The organism is Bacillus cereus group sp. BfR-BA-01441 (assembly GCF_022663075.1).
GTDB lineage: Bacteria > Bacillota > Bacilli > Bacillales > Bacillaceae_G > Bacillus_A > Bacillus_A cereus.
Genome location: NZ_JAKUEU010000012.1, coordinates 1 through 19,512 on the forward strand (window position 1 = coordinate 1; position 19,512 = coordinate 19,512).

Consider the following 19,512-nt stretch of genomic DNA (forward strand, 5'->3'; position numbering starts at 1 on the left):
ATTTCATCATAAAAACGCTCACGTTTCGCTTCACTCAACTTTTTCGAGTCATTTAACCCTGGAATATAAAAATCCTCAGGAAGAACGACAGCTGCCGTCACAACAGGCCCAGCCAATGGCCCGCGCCCTACTTCATCAATACCCGCGATATATGTGACCCCTTTTTCACGCAAAGCATTTTCATACTTGGACATTTCAAAAAACTTCTCTTTTTCTTTCTGTTCTAACTCTTTTTGTTTATACCACTTCAAAACGAGCTTTTGAACACCTTTTCGATCATCTTTCATTAACAGTTGAAAGCGATCATCTTCTTCATTCATAATTTCTTTCAATACATTTTCCGCTTCTTTTATCGTCATAGTTTGCATTTATACAAGCTCCTTTTTAAACATATCCAAAAAGAAAAGACGCACAAACGCACGTCTTATACTTCTTCTATTTTTTCCACATCTTCCACTTGCTCTCCAAACTCTTCCGGTGTTTCAAACGTCATTTTTCCAAGTTTGCCACCACGAAGCTCACGAAGCACAAGCTCAGATGTCTTATCATAATCAATCATTCCGCCGCCCATTAAGCAGCCTCTATTTTTTCCAATTGCATCGAATAATTCCACAATATCTTCTGGAATCTCATTTAAATTATAGCGTTCTTTCAAGCGTTCTGGATAATGTTTCTCCATAAAACGTAATGCGTAAACAGCTACATCTTGTAAATTTAAAATTGAATCTTTAATTGCACCCGTTGTCGCTAAACGAAGACCCACTAATTGATCTTCAAATTTAGGCCACAGAATACCTGGTGTATCTAACAATTCCATTTCCTTCCCAACTTTAATCCATTGTTGAGCTGTTGTCACACCTGGACGATCTCCTGTTTTAGCAATATTTTTCTTTGCCAATTTATTAATCAATGTAGATTTACCAACATTTGGTATACCTACAATTAATGCACGAATCGCTCTCGGTCTAATACCTTTTGCAACCATTTTATCAAATTTTTCTTTAACAAGCACTTTACAAGCTGCTGCAATTTCCTTCATACCTTGTCCAGCTTGCGCGTTAATCGAAATTGCCATATGGCCTTTTTCTTTAAAATATGCGATCCATTGTTTTGTTAAACGATCATCCGCCATATCCGCTTTATTTAAAACAACAAGCCTTGGCTTATGTGTAATGATTTCATCAATCATTGGGTTTCGAGATGATAATGGTAATCGAGCATCTACAAGTTCAATTACAACATCAATTAATTTTAATTTCTCCGTTACTTGGCGTCTAGCCTTCGCCATATGCCCTGGAAACCATTGAATTACCATGTTGCCACCTTCTTTTTCATTTATTTCACAATACGTGCGTCTTCTAACGGCCAATATAACATATTAGCTTTACCAATTACTTGATCCATTGAAATCGTACCGATTGAACGGCTATCTTTACTAAAACGACGATTATCACCTAAAACAAATAATTGATCTTTTGGAACGGTTTTCTTGCCTGTCATTTCTTCAAGATTAAAATCATATGTAAGCGGTCCGTCAGCAATTTGCTTTTTCTGCTTGTCTAAATACGGCTCCTCATAAGCCTTTCCGTTAACATACAGTTTATCATTACGATACTCTATTTCATCGCCTGGCAGGCCTATAATGCGCTTAATGTAATCTTTATCTTCTGTTGCTCGAAATACGATAATATCAAAGCGTTTTGGATCTCCAATGTGATAACCAATTTTATTCACAATCATTCGATCACGATCATGTAAAGTAGGTGCCATCGATACCCCGTCTACGAGAATTGGCGCAAAGAAAAACTGTCTAATAACACCAGCTAATACAACAGCAATCAAAATTGCCTTAATCCATTCCCAAAGTGAACTCTTCTCTTTTTTCATGCATTTCCCCTCCACGGTTATGTAAACTGCTCGTATTATACCAAAATTTCATATAGATTGGAAAAAGGGAGCTTGTGCATTTACAAGCTCCCATACATGTCTTATCGAATTTCTTTAATACGTGCTTTTTTACCGCGAAGGTTACGTAAGTAGTATAACTTAGCACGACGTACTTTACCACGGCGAAGTACTTCGATTTTCGCGATTCTTGGCGTGTGAACTGGGAATGTACGCTCAACACCTACACCGTAAGAAATCTTACGAACTGTGAATGTTTCACTGATTCCGCCACCACGACGTTTAATTACAACACCTTCGAAAAGCTGAATTCTTTCACGAGTTCCCTCAACAACTTTTACGTGTACACGTAAAGTGTCACCAGGACGGAATGAAGGAAGGTCAGTTTTTAATTGGCCTTTTGTAATTTCTGCGATTAATTGTTGCATATTAAATTCTCTCCTTTAAACAGATGCTCTTATAAAGTCTTAATAAATTACAGCGGAACATCGTTAATACGGCTACTGATTTCAGTAGCACAAATGTTATAATAGCATATTACTAGGCCTGTTGCAATAGCAAATATATGAAGTTATTACTGCTCTCGCTTTATTTCCTCAAGCCATTTTTTCTCTTGTTTAGATAACTCTCTCTCATCTAACAAATCCGGTCTACGCGTATACGTTCGACGCAAAGATTCCTTATGTCGCCATTCATCAATGTTTTTATGATTCCCTGACATTAATACATCCGGTACCTTCATACCACGAAAATCAGCCGGACGTGTATAATGAGGATGCTCTAATAAACCTGTACTAAACGAATCCTCTACTTGTGAAGCATGATTTCCTAGCACACCTGGCAAGAGACGTACAACACTATCAGTAATAACCATAGAGGCTAATTCTCCGCCCGTTAATACATAGTCACCAATAGAAATCTCATCCGTTACGAGATGCTCACGAATTCGTTCGTCATACCCTTCATAATGCCCACATACGAAGATCAAATGTTCTTCCCCTGCAAGCTCTTCCGCTTTCTTCTGCGTAAATCTTTCGCCCTGCGGACACATTAAGACAACTCTAGGCTTACGCTCTGTCTCTTTCGTCAAATCTTCTACAGCATCAAAAATAGGCTGAGGAGTAAGCACCATACCAGCTCCTCCGCCGTAAGGATAATCGTCTACACTATTATGCTTACTTGTTGTATAATCACGAAAGTTAACAACACGAAGGTTTACCGCTTCTTTTTCTTGTGCCTTCTTTAATATAGAAGATCCAAATACACCGGTAAACATGTCTGGGAACAACGTTAAAATATCAATTTTCATTATAGCAGCCCTTCCATTACATGAATGGTTACTAATTTATTTTCAATATTAACTTGAAGTACAACGTCATCGATATAAGGAATTAAGAGATCTTGACCCTTCGGGCGTTTAATTACCCAAACATCATTTGCACCAGGAGATAGAATCTCTTTGATTGTCCCTAGCGCTTCTCCTTCTTCCGTTACAACACTGCAACCAATAATTTCATGATAGTAGTATTCACCTTCAGCAAGTTCACCTAACTGCTCTTCTGGTACTTTTATTAAAGAACCTTTAAACTTCTCTACTTCATCTACATTGTTATATCCTTCAAATGTTAATAAATCGAATGTCTTATGTTGGCGATGAGAAGTTACCTTCACCGGAAGGTAGTCTGTGCCTTTCTCATTCGATATGTATAACGTGTTTCCTACTTTATATCGCTCTTCTGGAAAATCAGTACGAGAAATAACACGGATTTCTCCTCTTACGCCATGAGTATTTACAATTTTCCCTACGTTAAACCATTTTGTCATAAATAGTATGTCACCCCTGGTTTCTATATAAATTAAGCATCTCCATTTCACAGATGGAACATGCACTCTCTATTTAAATGTTAAAAAAGGGAGAGGAATAACTCCTCGCCCTTTTTTACGTTTATTGAATTTCCAGTGTTACTTTTTCATCATTATGATGTCCCACTGAATACAAGAGCATTCGAATCGCTTTCGCAACTCTCCCTTGCTTTCCAATGACTTTTCCAACATCCTCAGGATGTACAGTTAATCGATACTTTATCTCTCCGTTGCAAAGTTCCTGTGTAACTTTTACATCTTCAGGATAATCGACAAGAGGCTTGACAATCGTCTCGACTAACTTCTTCATAGTCATTGCCTCAATTACTTACCTTGTTTAGATAAGTGGAATTTCTCCATGATACCTTGGTTAGAGAATAAGTTACGAACTGTATCAGATGGTTTAGCACCATTTCCTAACCATTTTAATGCTGCTTCTTCGTTGATCTTAACTTCAGCTGGTTGAGCAACTGGATTGTAAGTTCCGATTTCCTCAATGAAACGTCCGTCACGAGGAGAACGAGAATCTGCAACAACTACACGATAGAAAGGAGTTTTTTTAGCTCCCATACGTTTTAAACGAATTTTAACTGCCATTTATAAAGCACCTCCGAATTTATTTCACACAGATAATTATATTAGCAAAAAGACTATTGCTTTGTAAAGTATTTTTTCTTAACAGAGCCATCTTTTTTTCCTTACATGAATGGAAACTTCAATCCACCTAGTCCTTTTTTCTTACCTTTTTGCATTCCCGTCATCGTCTTCATCATTTTTTTCATGTCATCGAATTGTTTAATTAGACGATTGATTTCTTGTACAGTTGTACCGCTACCTTTGGCAATGCGCTTTTTGCGACTAGCATTGATTATTTCCGGTTGTTCTCGTTCTAATTTAGTCATAGAACGAATAATTGCCTCAATATGCCCAATTTGTTTTTCATCAACTTGTGCATTTTTCAGCCCTTTAATTTTATTTGCACCAGGAAGCATTCCTAACAATTCATCAAGCGGCCCAAGTTGACGCACTTGTCCAAGTTGTTCTAGGAAATCGTCAAGCGTAAACGAAAGCGTACGCATTTTTTGCTCAAGTTCTTTCGCTTTCTCTTCATCAACTGTAGCTTGCGCTTTTTCAATCAATGTTAAGACATCGCCCATCCCTAAAATACGGGATGCCATACGCTCTGGATGGAACGCTTCAATTGCATCTAGTTTTTCACCCATACCAGCAAATTTAATCGGCGTGTTTGTTACAGCCTTAATAGATAATGCAGCACCACCGCGCGTATCACCATCTAATTTCGTTAATACAACACCTGTTAAACCTAACTGTTCATGGAAACTTTGCGCAACATTTACCGCGTCTTGTCCCGTCATCGCATCGACAACAAGGAAAATTTCATCCGGTTTCGCAACTTCTTTAACTTTCGCTAATTCATCCATTAGTTCTTCATCAATATGCAGGCGACCCGCTGTATCGATTAAAACATAATCGTGATGATCTTCTTTTGCTTTTGCAATCGCTTGTTTCGCAATTTCAACAGGACTTACTTGATCTCCTAAAGAGAATACAGGCATGTCCAATTGCTTCCCTAATGTTTCAAGCTGTTTAATCGCTGCTGGACGGTAAATATCCGCTGCAACAAGCATCGGTTTACGGTTATGCTTTTTACGAAGCAAATTCGCAAGCTTACCTGTCGTCGTTGTTTTACCCGCACCTTGCAGACCAACCATCATAATAACAGTCGGTGGCTTATTAGCAACAGCAATTTTGCTTTGCTCTCCGCCCATAAGTTCTGTAAGTTCTTCCTGTACAACTTTAATTACTTGTTGTCCAGGTGTCAAACTTTTCATTACATCTTGTCCGACAGCACGTTCAGACACACGCTTCACAAAATCTTTTACTACTTTAAAGTTAACATCTGCTTCTAAAAGAGCTAGACGAACTTCTCTCATCATTTCTTTCACATCGGCTTCAGAAACTTTTCCTTTGCCGCGGATTTTTTGCATTGTCTGTTGAAGTCGGTCGGCTAATCCTTCAAATGCCATATTGCCGCCCTCCTAATCTAATTTTTCGATAGCTTCAACAACTTGTTTCATTTCTTCATTTACATGCTCTTCTTCGCTGATTAGCTGTTTTAGCTTTGCAACAAGTCGCTGTCGCTCTTGAAACTTTTGAAGTAATACTAATTTTTCTTCATATTCTTCAAGCATCGCTTCAGTCCGTTTAATGTTATCATACACGGCTTGGCGACTTACATCAAATTCTTCCGCAATTTCACCAAGAGATAAATCATCTAGATAATAAAGCGACATATAACTTCTTTGTTTTTGCGTTAACAACGATTGATAAAAATCAAATAAATAGTTCATTCTCGTTGTTTTTTCGAGCATGTTGGATCATCCTTTGTTAAGTGATTTCCCTTTACATGAATTAGTTTACATGTAGTCCAAAAGAGTGTCAAGTTTTTTTCTTAACATCATATATTTTTTATAGAAAAAGAAGCGGAAATACCGCTCCTTTCACTTATACTTCTTCTGTTTCTACTAAGTTCGCAAATAAACCATACACATATTGTTCTGGATCAAACTGTTGCAAGTCATCCATTTGCTCTCCTAATCCAACAAACTTCACTGGTACATCCATTTCGTTACGAATCGCTAATACAATACCACCTTTAGCAGTTCCATCTAACTTCGTTAAAACAATACCAGTTACATTCGTTGCTTCACGGAATGTTTTCGCTTGGCTTAAACCGTTTTGTCCTGTTGTTGCATCAATAACAAGTAATACTTCATGAGGAGCACCTGGTACTTCACGCTCAATTACACGCTTCACCTTCTCTAATTCTTTCATTAAATTTACTTTATTTTGCAAGCGTCCTGCTGTGTCACATAGTAATACATCTACCTTACGTGCTTTCGCAGCTTGTACAGCGTCATACATAACCGCCGCTGGATCAGATCCAGATCCTTGTTTAATCACTTCTACACCAACGCGATCGCCCCATACTTCTAATTGTTCAATCGCTCCAGCACGGAATGTGTCTCCTGCCGCTAATAGGACTGACTTACCTTCTGATTTAAACTTATGCGCCAGTTTACCAATTGTCGTCGTTTTTCCTACACCATTAACACCAACAAATAAAACAACCGTTAATTGGTCCTCTTGCATATTAATTTCGTTACTAAAATCGCTGTCGCCTTTGTAAATTCCTACTAGTTTTTCTGAAATAACAGCTTGTACTTCTTTTGGATCTTGAATGTTACGACGTTGTACTTCTTCTTTCAATTGGTCAATTAATTCCATTACCGTCGCAACGCCAACGTCTGCACCGATTAAGATCTCTTCTAACTCTTCGAAAAAATCTTCGTCCACTTTACGGTAACGATAAACTAAATCATTCACTTTATCCGCAAATGAATTTCTCGTTTTTTCTAATCCTTGTTTAAATTTCTCTGTAACTGTATCCGTTTGTTTTGAAATTTTTTCTTTTAGTTTTTTAAAAAAACTCATACTTTCCCATCCTTCCTATTCACTTGCAATAAGTTCTTCTCCGGCGTCTAAACGAACCGAAACAAGTTTAGATACCCCTGATTCTTGCATTGTTACACCGTACAACACATCAGACTCTTCCATTGTACCTTTTCTATGTGTAATTACAATAAACTGCGTCTCATTACTGAATTTCTTTAAATACTGTGCAAAACGAGCTACATTCGCCTCATCAAGGGCTGCCTCTACCTCATCTAGTACACAGAATGGTACTGGGCGTACTTTTAAAATACCAAATAAAAGCGCAATTGCTGTTAAAGCACGCTCTCCACCTGAAAGTAAACCTAAGTTCTGCAGTTTCTTCCCTGGCGGTTGTGCTACAATATCAATACCCGTATTTAGTAAATCCTCTGGATTAGTCATTACTAAATCCGCTCTACCGCCTCCAAATAATTCAGAGAATACCGATTGAAACTCCATTCTAATGCCTTCAAACGTAGTAGAAAAGCGTTTTTTCATTTCTTCATCCATTTCGGTAATAAGCTGGTGCAATGTCGCTTTCGCTTCTTCTAGGTCGTCTCTCTGCTCTAGTAAGAATGTATGACGCTCCGCTACACGTTCATATTCATCAATTGCCCCTAGGTTCACTGTACCTAACTCTTCTATAGATAATTTGATTAATTTTACTTTCTTACGCGCATCTTCTGCAGGCATTGTCATTGTATATTTTAGTTTTGCCGCTTCAAATGAAATCGTATATGTTTCACGTAAATGTTGTAATCTATTTTCCAACTCTACATCAAGTCGATTTATTCTCACTTCTTGATCTTTCAACATTTCAAGAATATATTTATGTTTACCTGTCGTTTCTTTCAAATTGCGCTCTAAATGTTCTACCCTCTCTTGCAACGATACACGTTGTTCACGACGAGAGCGAATTAATTCTGAAGTTTGATTACGATCATATGCTTTCTTCTCAATCATATTCGTAATTTGCTCTTCACCACTTGAATTAGATGTCATTTCTTGTTTTAAGAACGCTAAATCCTCTTTCGTTTTTACAAGTGTCGCATCCGTTTCTTCTTTTTCCTTCGTCAATCGTTCAACTTTTTCTTTTTGATTAAATAAGCGTTGTTGCTTTTCAGCTACCAGCACTTTTAACTCCGTCATTTCTTTTTGAACTTTTTCTTTCGAAGAATGTTGCTCACTTTTTTGTTTTGTTAAAGCTACAATTTTACTATCTAACTTAGTGATATCAGCTTGAAGATTCGTTAAAATCCCTTCTAACTCCTCTTTACGCCCTTGCATTTTTACTCGATCTTGTAAAAACCCTTCAATCTCTAAATCATAAATAGACAATCGATCATTAATACGATGTTCTTCTAATTCTAGACGATTAATCTCTTCTCTTAATTTCTGCTCATCTACACGATCTACTTCTACAGTTTGCCTTAGTTCGCGTATTTTCACTTCTTTTTCTTGAATCTCTTGTTTTACTGCTTTAACAAAGTTTTCTAACTTCATTGTTTTTTCTTCCATATCAGTTAACTTGCGAGTCCACTCTTCCAGTTCACGTTGGCGTCCTAATAAAGAAGATTTCGCTTGCTTTACCGCCCCACCAGTCATAGAACCGCCAGGATTCACTACATCACCTTCGATTGTTACAATGCGATAACGGTATTGCAGTTGTTTCGCCAACTCATTTGCTCCGCGTAAATCTTTCGCAACAATAACCGTACCTAATAAATTTGAAACTACATTTTCATATTTATTGTTGTACTGCACAAGTTCTGCCGCCACACCTACAAACGATGGGTGTTGATTTGCAATGCGTAATTGCTCAAATGATAAAGACCTGCTTTTAATAACAGCTTGCGGTAAAAACGTTGCACGTCCATGTTTATTTTGCTTTAAAAATGCTATCGCATTACGAGCATGCTCCTCTGTTTGTACAACAATATGCTGCATCGCTGCACCTAGAGCAATTTCCATTGCAACTTCGTATTCTTTCGGTACCGTTAACAGTTCCGCAACAGCGCCCTCGATACCTTGCAACCTATTTTCTCTAGCTTTCAATACTTCACGTACACCTTGATAGAATCCAGAATAATCTTCTTGCATCTCTTCAAGCATTTCTTTTCGAGAACGTGCCTGTTGCACAAATTGATATGCTTGATACAGTTTTGTTTCATTTTCACTATACTGCGTCTTACATTTCCCAAGCGCCGCCTCTGTCTTCTGTATGTTTGAGAGAATGCCAGCTACTTTTTCTTTCGCTTGTTCGTAACTTTCTACAAGTTTCGTCTTTTTCGCTGTAATTTCCATACGCATTTCTACATATTTCGCATTCTCTTCATCTAGACGCTCGTTTTTAGACGTTTGCTGTTTAGATTGTTCTTCAATCATAGATAATTCATTACGATGACTAGCTTGTTGATTTAAAAGCTCAATATAGTCACCTTTTAAATTCTCAATCTGTTCCTCTAAATTGTCAGCAAAAGTAGCAAGCAGTTGCTCATTATCATGCAATTTTTGCTCCAACTCTTTTACTTCATTCACAAATTGCATTAAAGCTTCTGTACTTGACTCAATCTCACCATCGTAACTTTTAGCTTTCTCTGTTAATTCAACAATTAACTGCTCAAGTTGCGCACAATGCGTCGTAGCATTTTGCTTTCTCTCTTTTAACAACTCGCGCTGCCCTTCAAGTTTTTCTAGCTCTTTACTAGAAAGAAGAAGTACTTCTTGCAACGAGTCTACAGACTCATCTACCGCTTGTAATTGTCCTCGTAATTCCTCAAGCTCTTCTTCACTTTTTTGTAAATTCGTTGACATTTTAGCTTCTTCGTTTTTATTATGCCCAAACTGATTTCGAAGCGCTTCCCATTTCTCGTGCAATTCTTCAATTTCATGGACAATAAGCGCAGCTTCTACTTTCTCTAATTCTTCTTTATTCTCAAGATAATCTTTCGCAATAGAAGCTTGTCTTTCTAAAGGTTCTACTTGACTACTTAATTCATGAATTATATCTTGTACACGATTTAAGTTTTCTTGTGTTTCTGCTAATTTCCCTTCAGCTTTCTTTTTGCGAAGTTTGTATTTTAGTACGCCTGCCGCTTCTTCAAATACACCTCGACGCTCTTCTGACTTACTACTTAAAATCTCTTCCACTTTCCCCTGGCTAATAATTGAAAAAGCTTCTCTTCCCATACCAGAGTCCATAAATAAATCGATAATATCTTTCAATCTACATGATTGTTTATTAATATAAAAATCACTATCACCTGAACGAGATACACGACGTGTTACACACACCTCATTGTATTCAATTGGTAAACGTTGATCTTCATTATTTAAAGTTATTGTTACTTCAGCAACATTAACCGCTCTCCTCGTATCACTGCCTGCAAAAATAATATCCTCCATCTTTGCACCACGTAATGATTTTGCAGATTGTTCACCAAGTACCCAGCGAATTGCATCAGTAATATTACTTTTCCCGCTTCCATTAGGTCCTACTACAGAAGTTACACCTGGGACAAAATCAACAGATACACGCTCAGCAAAAGACTTAAACCCTGCTATTTCTAATCTTTTTAAAAACACGAAAGGCCTTCCTCCTATTCTCCGTCGTTATAAATGTTCTCTATACAAAAACAAGTATTATACGGATTTACCTTCTTTTTCATTATAAACAAAAAGAAAGTTTCATTCTATGCACAAGGAATCCCCCTCATTCAAAGGGGGATTCCTTATAGTTGTTCTTTTAATTTTTTCAATGCTTCTGCAGCAGCTTGTTGCTCTGCTTCTTTTTTCGACTTACCACTACCAAGACCTAAAGCTACGTTATTTAACGTAACACGTGACACAAATTCTCGATTGTGAGCTGGTCCTTTTTCTTGCAAAATTTGATACTCAACATTGCCACTGCCATCACGCTGAATCAATTCTTGCAACTGACTCTTATAATCCATCACATGAGAAAAAGCACCCTCATTAATTTTCGGATATACAATTTCTTTTAAGAATCCCCAAACTGTTTCTAGCCCTTGATCAAGATAAAGGGCACCAATAAACGCTTCAAAGACATCCGCTAATAAAGCTGGTCGTTCACGTCCACCTGTCATTTCTTCACCTTTTCCTAATAAAACAAGGCTACCAAATGACAATTCGTTCGCAAAACGAACAAGAGATGGCTCACATACAATAGCTGCACGTAGTTTTGTTAACTCTCCTTCGCTCATTGTCGGATATTTTTGAAACAGATACTGCGATACAGTCAGTTCCAATACTGCATCTCCAAGAAATTCAAGACGCTCATTATCTTCATGCGGTTTTTTTCGATGCTCATTCACATACGATGAATGCGTAAATGCTTGAATCAATAATTTTTCATCTGTAAACGTAATACCTATCTTTTCTTGAAACACTTTAAATGCTTCACGATATTTTGTTTCGTATTTTTTTTCTCTATATTTTCGGTACGGCATAGGTCCCTCCAGATATAAGCCAGAAAGCCCCGCTAAAAAACGGGACTTCACTTAAGCATTATAGATGACTCTCTATGTAAGTCACAGCATCGCCAACAGTAGCAATCTTTTCAGCATCTTCATCAGAAATTTCCATTTCGAATTCATCTTCTAATTGCATTACAAGTTCTACTACATCTAGGGAGTCTGCTCCTAAATCTTCCTTGAAGCTTGCAGCTGGTACTACCTCAGTCTCTTCTACTCCTAAACGATCAACGATGATTTTTGTTACGCGCTCTAAAACATCTGCCATTCCATTCACCTCCCCTCAAATATTATATTAAATATTGACCAAAAAAACTAGGTGAAATCGATTCTTTTATTACATTACCATACCGCCATCAACATTTAACGTTTGACCTGTAACATATTTGCTTTGATCAGAAGCAAAAAACGTTACAGCATTCGCGATATCTTTCGCTTCACCAAATTGAGCAGCTGGAATAACTTTTAACATTTCGGCTTTAATATTCTCATCTAGTACATCCGTCATATCAGTCGCAATAAAGCCCGGCGCAATTGCATTCACTGTAATATTTCGACTTGCTAACTCTTTTGCAGATGTTTTTGTTAATCCAATAACACCCGCTTTAGCAGCAACATAGTTAGCTTGTCCTGGGTTTCCTATAACACCAACAACCGAAGCGATGTTTATAATTCTACCGTGACGTTGACGCATCATATAACGAGATACTGCTTTTGTACATAAGAATACACCTTTTAAGTTTGTATTAATAACTGTATCCCATTCTTCTTCTTTCATACGCATTAATAAATTATCTTTCGTTACACCAGCATTATTTACAAGAATATCAACTTGTCCAAATGTATCTACTATTTGTTTCACCATATTTGTAACATCATCAGCATTTGCAACATCTGCTCTTACCGCAATTGCATCAGAACCTAATTTTTTAATTTCATCTACTACTTCATTTGCTTTTTGTTCATTACCAGCATAATTTACCACTACATTTGCCCCTTGTTTCGCTAAATCGATCGCAATCGCGCGACCAATTCCACGTGAAGCGCCAGTTACTAATGCTACCTTCCCTTTTAACATCAGTTTTCTCCTCTCAAATTTGAAATGGTATCTTTTAATGTCTCTTCATCGTATATCGCATATGCTTTTACTGATGAATCAATTGACTTCATAAGTCCAGCAAGTACTTTTCCAGGTCCAACTTCAATAAATGTATCTACTCCCTGGTTCACCATATATTCAATAGACGGGTACCATAATACAGGCGAATAAAGCTGTTCGATTAACTTTTCTTGAATGTCTGCACCACGTGTAATAACTTCCGCCGTAACATTTGCAATAACAGGAATATTCGTGTCATGAATTGTAATTTCATTTAAAACACTTTGGAACTTCTCAGCTGCCGGCTTCATAAGTGAAGAATGGAATGGCCCACTTACTTTTAGTGGAATCGCTCTCTTTGCACCATTTTCCTTCGCTCTTTGAGAAGCAACCTCTACGCCTTGCTTCGTTCCAGAAATCACAATTTGCTTCGTACTATTCATATTAGCGATTTGCACTGCATATCCTTCACTTGTTACTTCTTCTGTAACTTGTTTCAGCATATGTGGGTCAGCACCTAATATAGCTGCCATTGCGCCTTCCCCGCCCGGAACAGCTTCTTCCATATATTCGCCACGTTTCCTTACAGCATATACAGCATCTTCAAAAGTTAATGCACCAGCTGCTACAAGAGCACTATATTCACCTAAACTATGACCAGCGACAAAGTCAGGTGTAATGTCATACTCTTTCAAAGCTGTCAAAATAGCAAAACTCGTTGTTAATAATGCAGGCTGCGCATTTGTTGTTAATGTAAGCTTTTCCTGCGGTCCTTCAAAAATCACTTCTGAAAGTGAATCTTCCAACACCTCATCTGCTTTTGCAAACACTTTTGCAACCTCTTTATTATTCTCTGCTAATTGTTTACCCATTCCAACTGCCTGTGAACCTTGGCCCGGAAAAAGAAATGCTATTTTTCCCATTTCAAATCCTCCTCTTATTGGAGTGACTCTTTCTCCATTACGCTTGAAATCGTAGGAATTACTTCTTTCGCTACCATTTCTCTCGTTTGACGAATCGCACTAAATATCGACTGATCATTAGAAGAACCGTGAGCCTTAATGACAGGTGCTTTCAATCCAAATAATGCAGCTCCTCCATACTCCGAATAATCCATTTTATCTTTTAATACCATAAGTTTTGGCTTTAATACCGCCGCTGCTAATTTGCTCGTAAATGAACTCATTAACTGTTCTTTCAACATAGAGAATAGCGCAAGTGCTGTTCCCTCTAATGATTTCAACGCTACATTCCCTGTAAAACCATCACATACAACAACATCTGCTACACCTTGCAATAAATCTCTTGATTCAACGTTCCCCACGAAATTAATTGGCGCATCTTTAAGCATTGCAAATACTTGCTTTGAAAGCTCGTTTCCTTTTCCATCCTCTGTTCCAACGTTTAATAGTCCAACGCGAGGATTTTCAATTCCTCTTACCTTCTCAGCATAAACAGATCCCATTACTGCATATTGATATAAATGAATTGGTTTTGCATCAACATTTGCTCCAACATCTAACATAACAAAACCTTTTCCATCTACAGTTGGCATTGTAGGCGATAAAGCTGGTCTCTCAATTCCTTCCATACGACCGACTACAAATAATCCAGCTGCCATTAAAGCTCCTGTACTACCTGCGGATATACAAGCGTCTGCTTCTCCATCCTTTACTTGTTGTGCCGCAAGCACCATTGAAGCTTGTTTTTTTCGACGAACCGCTCTTACTGGTTCCTCCGTTGATTCTATTTTTTCGTCTGTATGAAGAATAGTAATTCGTTCATCACTCGTTAAGTATTGACGAATTTCCTCTTCTTTCCCTACTAACGTAATATGTAAATCAGAATATTCCTTAATAGCTTTCATTGCCCCTAATACTACAGCCTTTGGAGCGTGATCTCCGCCCATTGCATCTATTGCGATTTTCATAAGTTGTTACCTTCCTCACTATAATTACTAGATCGATACATTTCAAAAGTGCCTGTAAAAACAAGTTCTTCTCCAACGAAGCTACGCACTTTGACAACCGTCCGTCCTTTATCATTCTCTACATCTTCAACGCGCGCTTTTGCAACAACACGCTCTCCTAATTTTACAGGGCGAATGTATCGAATGGTAGACTTTGCAGTTAAAGCTAATTCTTCATCAATAACCGCAACAGCTAGTGAGTTTGCTTGCGCAAACAGATGATGCCCACGAGCGATTTGATTTCTTTTGAATACATGTTCTATCTTTACTTCAAAGATAGAGATTGCATGTCTATCTAATTCAATATCAATAATTTCTCCAACAACCTCTTCTAACGGTAAAGATTTCACATCTTCTTCATGTTGCTTTGTAGCTACATGTTTAATTCTCTCTCTTAATTCAGGAATAGACAATTCCATACGATCAAGTCGTACCGTTTGTATACTCACTTGAAATTTTTCCGCTAAATCTTCATCCGTAATAAAAGGATTTGATTCGATTGTTTGTTGTAATAACTCTTGTCTTTCTTTTTTACTTCTTCTTTTTTTCATACCGCACCATCCATTTTTATGACTAGGTACTAACAGTAGTATATAATCATTAAAAGTAGAATGCAACAAAAACTTTTGTTGACTCCCTTTAATCGAGCTTCTCTCCTTGGAACACACCTGTCCCATCAAGATACGTACGCAAGGCAGCATACTGATCATTGTGCCAAAACGCTTCTGAATCTACTAGTATCGCCGCATCTTGCCTTGCCGTTTCTAACGCTCGATAATCATGTACCATGTCAGCAACCTTAAATTCTGGTAAGCCACTTTGCTTACTCCCAAAGAAATCTCCAGGACCTCGTAATTCTAAATCTTTTTCTGACAATACAAATCCATCATTTGTTTCAGTCATTATGCGCATTCTTTCTTTCCCTGTTTCTGATTTAGGGTCTGCTATTAATAAACAATATGATTGTTCACTACCACGGCCGACACGCCCTCTAAGCTGATGAAGCTGCGATAAACCGAAACGTTCTGCATCATAAATAACCATTACAGTCGCATTCGGTACGTTCACACCTACTTCAACAACTGTTGTCGATACAAGAATTTGTACTTTATTTTCACTAAACTGTCCCATTATCTCTTCTTTTTCCTGAGACGATAATCTCCCATGCATCAATCCAACTTGGCATTTCCCTTGGTAATGATGCGTCAGCATACTATGTAAGTCGATAGCATTTTGCACATCAAGTTTCTCAGATTCTTCAATTAAAGGACAAATAACGTATGCCTGTCTTCCTTTTTTTATCTCCTTTTCAACGAAACCGAGAACGCGATCTAACATATCATGTTTTGCCCAGTATGTTTCAATCACCTTTCTACCTGCTGGCATCTCATCGATTATCGAAACATCCATCTCTCCAAATGCAGTAATTGCAAGCGTACGCGGAATTGGTGTCGCTGTCATAAATAATACATCTGGACTTTCACCTTTCTCCCGTAAAACTCGGCGCTGCGCTACACCAAATCGATGCTGTTCATCTGTAATAACGAGACCCAACCTATGAAATATAACTTCATCTTGAATTAAGGCATGCGTTCCAACAAGAATATCTATTTCTCCTTGTTCTAACTTCGCTAAAATTTCTCGACGTCTCGCCCCTTTAACAGAACTTGTTAACAGTTCCACCTTCATACCAAAATGCGAAAACGTTTCAGCAAGCGACTGATAATGTTGCTCAGCTAAAATTTCTGTAGGAACCATTAAAGCACCTTGATAATGGGCTAATTTCGATGCATAAAGGCCAATCGCAGCAACAACTGTTTTCCCAGAACCAACGTCACCTTGCAATAGTCGGTTCATCCGATAAGGAGATGTCATATCTTTCAAAATTTCATCTACAACTCGGCGCTGCGCACCCGTTAATGGAAACGGCAGTGCATCGATAAATTCTTGTAATTCTACTGACGGAATCTCTTTCTTCGTCCCTTTTGAATTTTCCCTCTCCATTTTCCGGAGCGTTTGCATTTTCAGCTGAAATAAGAAAAATTCTTCATATACAAAACGGCGACGCGCTTGCTTCAAATCTTCCTGTCCTACCGGAAAATGCAATGCCCTGAGCGCTTCATATCTTGGTAATAATTTATATCGCCCTAACAAACCATCCGGTAACACTTCGACTATAGAATCTCCATATTCCTTTAACGCTTGAGCAATAAAACGACGCATCTGTTTTACTGTAAGTTTCCCCTTTACTGAATAAACAGGTTCCACTTCTTGTTGACGTACAACCGGTCCAAAATGAAGTTCTGATACAGCAATTGTTTGACGATGTTGATCCCATTTACCAGTAATCGTTATCGTTTCATCTAACTTTAATTTTTGCTTATAGTAAGGCCTATTAAAACATACCGCCGTAATTAAATAACGACCGACGAGAACACGAACTGTTAAACGCGATTTCTTCTTACCATAATATTGCAGCAAAGGAGCACTATGAACCTTCCCTTCAACCGTTACACGTTCATCATGCTTTACTTCAGCAAGATCTTTCATCGCATAATCTTCATAACGGTACGGAAAATGTTCTAATAGATGAGAAACTGTATAAATACCCATCTCATGTAGTAACTCAGATGTTTCTCCTCCGATCCCCTTTACATCCGTAACAGGAACTTGTACAACATCATTCAAGATTCTCACACCCCGTCACATTATTTTCTTTATTGCATTTTGTTTGAGTACCAATTAGCATCTGTAATCGCTCTCTTTCACCTTATATATTCTATCATAGGCATTCTAAGAGAAACTACTCAAATCCCTTATATAAAACAAGTAAAAAAGAGCCTCACTATTAGCAGCAAGGCTCTTTTCTCTCTTCAATATGCTAGCCTTTTGAATAAAAACTAGTAATAAACTTCATATTACTACTTCTTATTCATTAGCAAGTAAGTAATCCATTTATTTTCAAAACGAATCTTATCTTATTCTACAGAGAAGATGAAAGAATACACTGGTTGGTTTCCAGCATGTACTTCTACTTCTGCATCTTCAAATTTCTCTTCTACAAATTCAACTAACTCCGCTACTTCTTCGTCAGTTGCATCTTCCCCTTGTAGAATCGTTACGATTTCAGAATCTTCATCAATAAGCGCTTCTAGTAATTGCTTCGCAGCTCCTACTTTTTCAGCATTTGTAGATACAATTTTCCCATCTGCAATACACATGAAATCATCTTTTTGAATTGCTACACCATCAATTTCCGTATCACGTACAGCATACGTAATTTGACCTGTTTTCACATGAGATAAAGCTTCTTGCATGTTTTCTTCATTCTCTTCTAACGTTCCAACTGGGTTAAATGCTAACATTGCTGCCATACCTTGAGGAACTGTTTTCGAACGAACAACAATAACTTCTTGATCTACAACTGATGCCGCTTGTTCTGCTGCCATTACAATATTTCCGTTATTCGGTAAAATAATGATTTTTTCAGCATTTGCTTCTTCAATTGCCTTCACGATATCCTCCGTACTTGGATTCATCGTTTGACCACCTTCGATAACTTTCGTTGCGCCGATGCTCTCAAATAAAGTTTTAATACCAGAACCCATAGCTACAGTTACGATACCATATGGTTGTTTTTCCTTCGATTGAGCTGGTTGCTCAGGAACCATAGTAGGTTCATCTAACAAAGCAGTATGCTGTTCACGCATATTTTCTACTTTAATCTTAATTAAACTACCGTATTTTTGCCCGTAGTTCATAGCGTCTCCAGGATGTTCTGCATGGATATGAACCTTTACAATTTCATCATCAGACACAACTAGTAGAGAATCACCATATACACTAATATCTTCACGGAATTTTTGTTCAGAGAAATTATGCTCTTTCACCTTTTCAGCCTCTAATTTCACCATGAACTCCGTACAATATCCATACTTAATATCTTCTGTACTCAATTGGCTTTGTACACTACGGTGATGTTCTGCGCGTACCATTTCATTCATAGATGGTTGCGTCGGTGCATCAGAAGAAATCGTTTCTCCTTTTAAGTCAGCTAAAAATCCTTCGTATACCACTACAAGACCTTTACCACCGCTATCTACAACGCCAACTTGTTTTAATACAGGTAATAAATCTGGCGTACGATTTAACGATGCGTTTGCTTCTTTCACAACGTCTTCCATAAACAAAACAAAGTCGCGCTGTTTTTTCGCAACTGTTACTGCATATTTACCCGTTTCTCTTGCAACCGTTAAAATCGTTCCTTCAATCGGTTTCATAACCGCTTTATAAGCCGCCTCTACTCCAGCTTCTAGTGCTGCAGCAAAATCAACTGTTGTTAATTCTTCTTTTTGTTCAATGGATTTAGAGAAACCACGGAACAACTGAGATAAAATAACTCCAGAGTTACCACGAGCTCCCATTAATAATCCTTTGGCTAAACTTACGCCGACTTTACCAGCATGCTGTGAAGGATTTGCTTTCACTTCACGCGCACCTGAAGTCATAGATAAGTTCATGTTTGTACCGGTATCGCCATCTGGAACTGGAAATACGTTTAATGCATCAACAAGCTGAACATTATTTGTTAAATTATTCGCTCCTTGCATGATCATTTGTGATAAACGTTTTCCATCAATTTTTTGAATTGACACAGATTTTCCTCC

General features: G+C 37.8%; 19 protein-coding genes and 1 pseudogene. All 20 read right to left on the reverse strand.

Translation table 11 applies throughout. The features are described 5' to 3' along the window. A pseudogene (locus MR107_RS07655) lies at positions 1 to 368 on the reverse strand (ribonuclease HII); the annotation flags it as partial. A gap of 56 nt (positions 369 to 424) precedes the next feature. Beyond that, positions 425 to 1,315, reverse strand: a complete 891-nt coding sequence (gene ylqF / locus MR107_RS07660) for a ribosome biogenesis GTPase YlqF (protein ID WP_000236704.1) — start codon at positions 1,313 to 1,315, stop codon at positions 425 to 427. 20 nt (positions 1,316 to 1,335) lie between these two features. After that, entirely contained in the window at positions 1,336 to 1,887 is a 552-nt protein-coding gene (gene lepB, locus MR107_RS07665) for a signal peptidase I (RefSeq protein ID WP_000711853.1), read from the reverse strand. A 101-nt stretch (positions 1,888 to 1,988) separates the two neighbouring features. Further along, positions 1,989 to 2,333 (reverse strand): 50S ribosomal protein L19, encoded by a 345-nt coding sequence (gene rplS, locus MR107_RS07670; protein ID WP_001186516.1) that lies wholly within the window; start codon positions 2,331 to 2,333, stop codon positions 1,989 to 1,991. A 146-nt stretch (positions 2,334 to 2,479) separates the two neighbouring features. Continuing rightward, positions 2,480 to 3,214: a tRNA (guanosine(37)-N1)-methyltransferase TrmD gene (gene trmD, locus MR107_RS07675; RefSeq protein WP_000686903.1), complete on the reverse strand. Its 735-nt coding sequence runs from the start codon at positions 3,212 to 3,214 to the stop codon at positions 2,480 to 2,482. Continuing rightward, positions 3,214 to 3,729, reverse strand: a complete 516-nt coding sequence (gene rimM / locus MR107_RS07680; RefSeq protein WP_000170278.1) for a ribosome maturation factor RimM — start codon at positions 3,727 to 3,729, stop codon at positions 3,214 to 3,216. The genes trmD and rimM overlap by 1 nt, the downstream gene beginning before the upstream one ends. A gap of 121 nt (positions 3,730 to 3,850) precedes the next feature. Next, positions 3,851 to 4,078, reverse strand: coding sequence for a KH domain-containing protein (locus tag MR107_RS07685; protein ID WP_000737401.1), 228 nt, complete (start codon positions 4,076 to 4,078; stop codon positions 3,851 to 3,853). Positions 4,079 to 4,092: 14 nt separating this feature from the next. Continuing rightward, complete coding sequence (rpsP, locus tag MR107_RS07690) at positions 4,093 to 4,365, reverse strand: 30S ribosomal protein S16 (RefSeq protein WP_000268750.1); 273 nt, start codon at positions 4,363 to 4,365, stop codon at positions 4,093 to 4,095. A 101-nt stretch (positions 4,366 to 4,466) separates the two neighbouring features. After that, complete coding sequence (gene ffh / locus MR107_RS07695; protein ID WP_000863460.1) at positions 4,467 to 5,816, reverse strand: signal recognition particle protein; 1,350 nt, start codon at positions 5,814 to 5,816, stop codon at positions 4,467 to 4,469. A 12-nt stretch (positions 5,817 to 5,828) separates the two neighbouring features. Continuing rightward, the gene (locus MR107_RS07700; RefSeq protein ID WP_000891062.1) at positions 5,829 to 6,161 is read right to left on the reverse strand and encodes a putative DNA-binding protein; all 333 of its coding nucleotides are present in this window, start codon (positions 6,159 to 6,161) and stop codon (positions 5,829 to 5,831) included. Between the two features lie 133 nt (positions 6,162 to 6,294). Then, positions 6,295 to 7,284, reverse strand: a complete 990-nt coding sequence (gene ftsY / locus MR107_RS07705) for a signal recognition particle-docking protein FtsY (RefSeq protein WP_000007655.1) — start codon at positions 7,282 to 7,284, stop codon at positions 6,295 to 6,297. A gap of 15 nt (positions 7,285 to 7,299) precedes the next feature. Next, on the reverse strand, positions 7,300 to 10,869 hold the full coding sequence (gene smc, locus MR107_RS07710) for a chromosome segregation protein SMC (RefSeq protein ID WP_000478973.1): 3,570 nt from the start codon (positions 10,867 to 10,869) through the stop codon (positions 7,300 to 7,302). A 146-nt stretch (positions 10,870 to 11,015) separates the two neighbouring features. Further along, positions 11,016 to 11,753: a ribonuclease III gene (gene rncS, locus MR107_RS07715; protein WP_242292223.1), complete on the reverse strand. Its 738-nt coding sequence runs from the start codon at positions 11,751 to 11,753 to the stop codon at positions 11,016 to 11,018. Between the two features lie 58 nt (positions 11,754 to 11,811). Continuing rightward, positions 11,812 to 12,045, reverse strand: a complete 234-nt coding sequence (acpP, locus tag MR107_RS07720; protein ID WP_000786062.1) for an acyl carrier protein — start codon at positions 12,043 to 12,045, stop codon at positions 11,812 to 11,814. Between the two features lie 69 nt (positions 12,046 to 12,114). Next, on the reverse strand, positions 12,115 to 12,855 hold the full coding sequence (fabG, locus tag MR107_RS07725) for a 3-oxoacyl-[acyl-carrier-protein] reductase (RefSeq protein ID WP_242292224.1): 741 nt from the start codon (positions 12,853 to 12,855) through the stop codon (positions 12,115 to 12,117). Beyond that, positions 12,855 to 13,799, reverse strand: a complete 945-nt coding sequence (gene fabD / locus MR107_RS07730) for an ACP S-malonyltransferase (RefSeq protein ID WP_242292225.1) — start codon at positions 13,797 to 13,799, stop codon at positions 12,855 to 12,857. Before fabD ends, fabG begins: the two co-directional genes overlap by 1 nt. A 14-nt stretch (positions 13,800 to 13,813) precedes the next feature. Next, positions 13,814 to 14,806 (reverse strand): phosphate acyltransferase PlsX, encoded by a 993-nt coding sequence (gene plsX / locus MR107_RS07735; protein ID WP_000684100.1) that lies wholly within the window; start codon positions 14,804 to 14,806, stop codon positions 13,814 to 13,816. Then, positions 14,803 to 15,396, reverse strand: a complete 594-nt coding sequence (fapR, locus tag MR107_RS07740; protein WP_000747348.1) for a transcription factor FapR — start codon at positions 15,394 to 15,396, stop codon at positions 14,803 to 14,805. The genes plsX and fapR overlap by 4 nt, the downstream gene beginning before the upstream one ends. 88 nt (positions 15,397 to 15,484) lie before the next feature. Further along, a complete protein-coding gene (gene recG, locus MR107_RS07745; protein WP_006928337.1) occupies positions 15,485 to 17,533 on the reverse strand; it encodes an ATP-dependent DNA helicase RecG in 2,049 nt (682 codons plus the stop codon). A 290-nt stretch (positions 17,534 to 17,823) separates the two neighbouring features. After that, positions 17,824 to 19,500, reverse strand: coding sequence for a DAK2 domain-containing protein (locus tag MR107_RS07750; protein WP_000027129.1), 1,677 nt, complete (start codon positions 19,498 to 19,500; stop codon positions 17,824 to 17,826). Positions 19,501 to 19,512 lie beyond the last annotated feature (12 nt).

Excerpts from the sequence above, each read along its gene's own strand:
- rpsP (WP_000268750.1), bottom strand. The coding sequence starts at position 4,365 with ATGGCAGTTAAAATTCGTTTAAAACGTATGGGAGCTAAAAAAACTCCT.
- acpP (WP_000786062.1), bottom strand. The coding sequence starts at position 12,045 with ATGGCAGATGTTTTAGAGCGCGTAACAAAAATCATCGTTGATCGTTTA.
- ftsY (WP_000007655.1), bottom strand. The coding sequence starts at position 7,284 with ATGAGTTTTTTTAAAAAACTAAAAGAAAAAATTTCAAAACAAACGGAT.
- fabG (WP_242292224.1), bottom strand. The coding sequence starts at position 12,855 with ATGTTAAAAGGGAAGGTAGCATTAGTAACTGGCGCTTCACGTGGAATT.
- lepB (WP_000711853.1), bottom strand. The coding sequence starts at position 1,887 with ATGAAAAAAGAGAAGAGTTCACTTTGGGAATGGATTAAGGCAATTTTG.
- ylqF (WP_000236704.1), bottom strand. The coding sequence starts at position 1,315 with ATGGTAATTCAATGGTTTCCAGGGCATATGGCGAAGGCTAGACGCCAA.
- trmD (WP_000686903.1), bottom strand. The coding sequence starts at position 3,214 with ATGAAAATTGATATTTTAACGTTGTTCCCAGACATGTTTACCGGTGTA.
- rimM (WP_000170278.1), bottom strand. The coding sequence starts at position 3,729 with ATGACAAAATGGTTTAACGTAGGGAAAATTGTAAATACTCATGGCGTA.
- MR107_RS07685 (WP_000737401.1), bottom strand. The coding sequence starts at position 4,078 with ATGAAGAAGTTAGTCGAGACGATTGTCAAGCCTCTTGTCGATTATCCT.
- fapR (WP_000747348.1), bottom strand. The coding sequence starts at position 15,396 with ATGAAAAAAAGAAGAAGTAAAAAAGAAAGACAAGAGTTATTACAACAA.
- MR107_RS07700 (WP_000891062.1), bottom strand. The coding sequence starts at position 6,161 with ATGCTCGAAAAAACAACGAGAATGAACTATTTATTTGATTTTTATCAA.
- ffh (WP_000863460.1), bottom strand. The coding sequence starts at position 5,816 with ATGGCATTTGAAGGATTAGCCGACCGACTTCAACAGACAATGCAAAAA.
- rplS (WP_001186516.1), bottom strand. The coding sequence starts at position 2,333 with ATGCAACAATTAATCGCAGAAATTACAAAAGGCCAATTAAAAACTGAC.
- rncS (WP_242292223.1), bottom strand. The coding sequence starts at position 11,753 with ATGCCGTACCGAAAATATAGAGAAAAAAAATACGAAACAAAATATCGT.
- plsX (WP_000684100.1), bottom strand. The coding sequence starts at position 14,806 with ATGAAAATCGCAATAGATGCAATGGGCGGAGATCACGCTCCAAAGGCT.
- fabD (WP_242292225.1), bottom strand. The coding sequence starts at position 13,799 with ATGGGAAAAATAGCATTTCTTTTTCCGGGCCAAGGTTCACAGGCAGTT.